Source organism: Mesorhizobium sp. M1A.F.Ca.IN.020.06.1.1 (assembly GCF_004023265.1).
GTDB lineage: Bacteria > Pseudomonadota > Alphaproteobacteria > Rhizobiales > Rhizobiaceae > Mesorhizobium.
The window spans coordinates 1-4,185 of record NZ_RZSR01000527.1; the positions used below are offsets into that span (position 1 = coordinate 1).

Below are 4,185 nucleotides of genomic sequence, written 5' to 3' on the forward strand. Positions count from 1 at the left end.
GATCATAGTAGTGGATCATTTGCTGCGCGGTGACGGCCGGAATGTCGTATGGGTCCTGCGGGATCATCGCGATGACGCGGTATTTCACCAAGCCCTTTACCTGCTCGGTATAGCGTTTCATCTCCATCGGGCTGCAGCACGAGCCCTTGATCCGCGACATCGGCGGCATGGTCGCGATCGACGCCGTGAATTTGGGGGAGCAGGTGGCGTTGCCGTTCTGGCTAAGATCCTGGAAACGACTTGCCAGGCCGGCGTCGTCCTGGGCCTGTGCCGCAGCCTTGAATCCCGGCAGTCTAGGCATTGCCGTGGCGGCGATGACGCCCAAAACGATCTTTCGCCGAGTTGGGGTCGCGTTCATTTTCGTGTCCTGGCCTGTTCGAGCAGTTTCTTCAGCGTCGCTAGGTCGGTCGCTCCAGGAAATATCTGATCGCCTACGACGAAGCCTGGCGTGCCGGTGATCCCTAGCGCCTGCGCCAATTCAGTGTTGCGGTCGATCGACGCCTGGATATCGGGCTGCTGCATGTCGGTCTTCATGCGGTCGACATCGAGGCCAGCATCGGCGGCGATCTTGAGCACGGCTGCCTCCGTCACTCTCGTCCTAGAGCCGTAAAGCGCTTTGTGAAACGCGGCGTATTTGCCTTGCTTATCGGCTGCCAGCGCGGCTTTCGCCGCGAATACCGAATCCGGGCCAAGGATGGGAAACTCCTTGTAGACGATCCTGAGTTGCGGATCGCCTGCAACGGCCTGATCCATGATCGGCGCCATCATCCTGCAATAGGGGCAATTATAGTCGAAGAATTCGACAAGGGTGACATTGCCCTCAGCATTGCCGCCAACCGGGCTTCGTTTGTCGCGGAAGAGGTCGTCCGCCCGCGCCTTGACCACCTGCTTTACTTGGGCGGCCTGCGCTTGGCGCTGGCGCTGGTCCAGACTCTGCAGTGCCTGCACGAGAACCTCCGGATGGGCCAGGATATAGTCGTGTATCCGCTGATCGAGCTCGTCATGGGACATTTCGCCCGCCGCAATCGCCGGTTCCCGAGCGCCGGAATCGAGCAGGAACCATCCCGCCAGGCCAGCAATGAGCAGCATGCGGACGATGCCGCGAGGACGGCTTGCCTGTCTTGCCGTGGTGAACATGGATTTCCTCTTAATTTGTCCGTTGAATGGTCCTGTGTCACAGCAGGTTCCGCAATCTTGCCAGCCAGCCTTTCTCCGGCTCGGTGTGCGGTCGTTCAAGGTTGTTGGTGAGCGCGTTGATCATGGTGACCAGATTGACCGGGGCGAAGTTCAGGCCGTGGAAATTCGCGCGCCAATGGCCCTCCTTGTCGATCACGTGCGTGACGATGCCGTGCATCTGGTAGGCATCGTCGGTCAGCGTGAATTTGTGGCCGAAGGCTTCGGCAAGCTTGCCGGTCGCGTCGTCGGATTGATCCTGCGTCGTGGTCAGGAACAGCCAGTTGGCCGGATCGAGCCCATGCGCCGGCCCATAGGCGCGCAGCACGTCGGGCGTGTCCCGCTTCGGATCGGTGGTGACAGTCACGAAAATGACCTGGCCCTTCATCGGCGTGGCGTTCACCATCTGCTGCACCTCCGCGAGCTTCTCGGCATGGAGCGGGCAAACGTCGGGACACGAAGTGTAGACAAAGTGCAGCACCACCACCTTGCCGCGCAGGTCGGCGAGCCGCACGACGGCTCCATCGGCGGCGCGCAGCGTGAAATCGGGGGCCGGCTTGTCGATCGCCTGAAAGTACTTCTCGTCGTCCTTCAGCAGCTCATTGACCTCGTCCAACGAATGCGCCCGCGCGCCAGGGATGAAGCTGGGAGCCAGCACCGCTATGGCAACAAGCCCGCGCAGCATCGGCCCCCATCCATTCCAGGTCGACAAAACTCCGCACGCTCTGGTTCGCAAAAGCATCGGTTATTTCCCTTCTCGGTTCGCGGCGATAAGGCCGCGGATGAACTCGGTCATCTCGGGCGAGTCCCATTCGGCCGGGCCAATCAGGCGGCCGATCTCCCTGCCGCTGCCATCGATCAGCAGGGTCATCGGAAGACCGGGCGCGCCGAGCGTGAACATCGCCTTGGCCGAGCTGTCGATGTTGAGGGCAAGATGCATGACCCCGGTCTCGGCGAAGAATTTCTTCACGACATCGGGTCCCTTCCGGTCCATCGACAGCGCGACGACCTCGAAGTCTGGCCCGCCGAGCGTGGCCTCGAGGCGGTCGAGCGTCGGCATTTCCTTCCGGCACGGGGCACACCACGTCGCCCAGATATTGAGCAGCACTAGTCTGCCGGAATAATCCTCGAGCGTTTTCTGCTTGCCCGCGCCGTCGGTGAAGCTGATTGCGGGTAAGGTGGTGGGCGTTTCCGGAACGACAAAATCCGACGTCGGCCCGGCCGCCGCCGACCCCGCAACCAGCAGCAGCGCGAGCGCGATGACAAGGTTGGCAGACGTCATGGCTCCCTCACTCTGTCGCATAGACGGTCGGCGCCTTGCCGTCCTTGGTGAAGGCGTAGATAGTCCAGGTCTCGCTCTTTTCGCCGCCCATGCCGGGCGCGCCAGCCGGCATGCCAGCCAGCGTGATGCCCGCGATGGCAGGTCGCTCGGTCAGAAGCTTCTTGACGATCTCGACAGGCACCAGACCGTCGACCACATAACCGTCGACCATCATCGTATGGCAGCCTTCGAGGTCGGCGGGCACGCCGGCATCGCTGCTGATCTGAGAAAGATTGTTGACCGGCTTGATGTCTACCTTGAAGCCGTTTCGTTCGAGATAGTCGGCATAAGCCTCGCAGCAGCTGCATTGCGGGTTCTTGTACATCACCGCGTCAATCGTCGCGGCGAGGGTCGGCAGCGGCATGGCGATCGCGAGGCCGATGGCGGTGAGGGCATGAGGCAGTTTCATAGTCGGTCCTCCTTTGAAATTGCTATGCGAAGGATCAGGTCACCCGGAAGACGGTCATCAGGCCTGCCATCTGGTGGTCGGCGACATGGCAGTGCAGCATCCAGTCGCCGGGATTGTCGGCTACGAAGGCACATTCGACCGTGTCCTTCGGCGCGAGCAGCACCGTGTCCTGCCATTGCCGGTGCGACACCGGCGAGCCGTTGCGGGCAAGGATCGACAGGCTGAACCCGTGGACGTGCATCGGATGCCACCAAGCCGTCTGATTGCGAATCGTCAGGTGGCAGGTGACGCCTCGTCGCAGCGTGAACTGCGGTACCATGCCGGCGTGACCGTCGCCGGTCATCGACATGCCGTTGATCGCCCAGGCAGCCGTGCCGTTCATGCCCATGTTCATGCCAGACATGCCCATCATCCCGCCGACGCCCGCGAGCTTGCCGCCGCCCATCATGCCGCCTTGCAGAACGATCTCCTGTCGCAGGGCTTTGGCGAGATCAGGCTCCGGCAGGGGATTGCGCGGTAGCGCAGTGGGCCGCTCCAGGGGATGCACCCTGAGCGGTGGCGCCTTGTCATAGGCAAGCGTGGCCAGCGTGTAGGCAAGGCCGTCGTAGAACTCGTCGATTACGCGATACCGGCGACCCGGTTTGCCTTGCATGTGCAGCGCCATGTCGACGCGCATCGCCGGCCCCAGCACGACGCGGCCGTCGTCCGGCTCGTGCGGGTCGCACGGCTGGCCGTCGATCGCCAGGATGACCGGCCGGTGGCCTTCAAAGCGCAGCGCCATCATGCGGGCAAGCGCGGCATTGGCGAGCCGCAGCCGGATGCGCTCGCCAGCGCGCACACCGTGATCGGCCGGTGCCGAGCCATTGATGGTGACGAGGTTGCCGATCCGACCTGACATCGTGGCATCCATCGCGCTGCCGAAGCCACCGGAGATCTGGCCATCGGCGGCTAGCCGCCAGTCCTGCAGCAGCCAGATCAGATCGCGGTCGAATTCGACAAGCTCTGCCTCCTCGACAATGAGCGCGCCCGCAAGGCCTCGACCGAGCTGCACCAGGCTGTCGGCATGCGGATGATACCAGAAAGTGCCGGCATCCGGCGGCGTGAACTCATAAGTGAAATTTGATCCCGGCGCGATCGGGGGCTGGGTCATCCCGGGCACCCCGTCCATGGCGTTTGGTAAGCGGATGCCGTGCCAGTGAACGGTGGTGTCCTCGGCCAACCCGTTCTCTACAGTGATCCGCACCGGCCGGCCTTGCCGTAGGCGCAGCACCGGGCCGGGAAT

The 4,185-nt window shown here is 62.9% G+C and carries 5 protein-coding genes and 1 pseudogene; all 6 read right to left on the minus strand.

Annotated elements, in window-relative coordinates; translation table 11 throughout:
- Positions 1-325 (minus strand): annotated as a pseudogene (locus EOA60_RS21435) (hypothetical protein); the annotation flags it as partial.
- Positions 326-354: 29 nt separating this feature from the next.
- Positions 355-1,137 carry a DsbA family protein gene (locus EOA60_RS21440; protein ID WP_127213870.1) on the minus strand — a complete coding sequence of 261 codons (783 nt, stop codon included), beginning with the start codon at positions 1,135-1,137 and terminating at the stop codon, positions 355-357.
- 37 nt (positions 1,138-1,174) lie between these two features.
- A complete protein-coding gene (locus EOA60_RS21445; RefSeq protein ID WP_245466661.1) occupies positions 1,175-1,858 on the minus strand; it encodes an SCO family protein in 684 nt (227 codons plus the stop codon).
- 60 nt (positions 1,859-1,918) lie between these two features.
- Positions 1,919-2,455: a TlpA disulfide reductase family protein gene (locus EOA60_RS21450; RefSeq protein WP_127324783.1), complete on the minus strand. Its 537-nt coding sequence runs from the start codon at positions 2,453-2,455 to the stop codon at positions 1,919-1,921.
- 7 nt (positions 2,456-2,462) lie between these two features.
- Positions 2,463-2,903 (minus strand): DUF411 domain-containing protein, encoded by a 441-nt coding sequence (locus EOA60_RS21455; protein WP_127324782.1) that lies wholly within the window; start codon positions 2,901-2,903, stop codon positions 2,463-2,465.
- Positions 2,904-2,937: 34 nt separating this feature from the next.
- On the minus strand, positions 2,938-4,185 hold a 1,248-nt coding region (locus EOA60_RS21460; RefSeq protein ID WP_164899446.1), incomplete at its 5' end, for a multicopper oxidase family protein.